Annotated in this window: 1 pseudogene; it reads right to left on the reverse strand. The window is 67.5% G+C overall.

Annotated features, from left to right (window positions below):
- Positions 1-553: pseudogene (locus RF647_RS19060) on the reverse strand (IS3-like element ISAar43 family transposase); the annotation flags it as partial.
- Positions 554-689 lie beyond the last annotated feature (136 nt).

A 689-nucleotide genomic window follows, 5' to 3' on the forward strand; every position in this document is an offset into this window, starting at 1 on the left:
CGCCAGAGCCGTTGGATCTTCTTGTGGTTCACGACCCACCCCTCGCCGCGGGCATCGTGGTAGGCCCTGCGGTATCCCCACCGCGGGTGCTTCTTCGCATACGCCCGCAGCCAGTCCCGCAACGCCAGGTCCGGGTCGGCTGTCGTCTCACCCTGGAGCGGGCGACGGTATGCGGACCTGCTCAGCCCGGCCAGACGGCACGCCATTCGTTCGCTCACCCGCAGCTTGCGCTTGAGGTGGTCGACGGCGGCGCGGCGCCTGCCCGGGCCTAGAAGTTTCCCTCAGCCAGCTCCTTGAGCGCGGCCTTCTCGAGCTCTGCCTCGGCGAGCAGCCGCTTGAGCGTGGCGTTCTGCTTCTCGAGCTCCTTCAGCCGCTTCGCGTCGTCGGCCTTCAGCCCGCCGTACTGGTTCCGCCACCGGTAGTACGTCTGCTCGGACACTCCGAGCTCTCGACACACCCCGGCGATGTCGCTACCGCCCGCGAGCATCCTGTCGGCCTGCCCGAGCTTACGGACGACCTGCTCCGAGGTGTGACGCTTCCTGCTGTTCGTCATGATCTGACCAGTCTCACTGCCCGGACCCCCGGGCAACAGGACGACTCACACAACCACCGGACCTACCAAACGGGGTCAGCCCACCACTGTGCGTGCACGCGAGCCTGGAGCCATCCACGCACCTGCTGTTGGGCAG

The organism is Kocuria sp. CPCC 205263 (genome assembly GCF_040981075.1).
Taxonomy (GTDB): Bacteria; Actinomycetota; Actinomycetes; order Actinomycetales; family Micrococcaceae; genus Kocuria; species Kocuria rosea.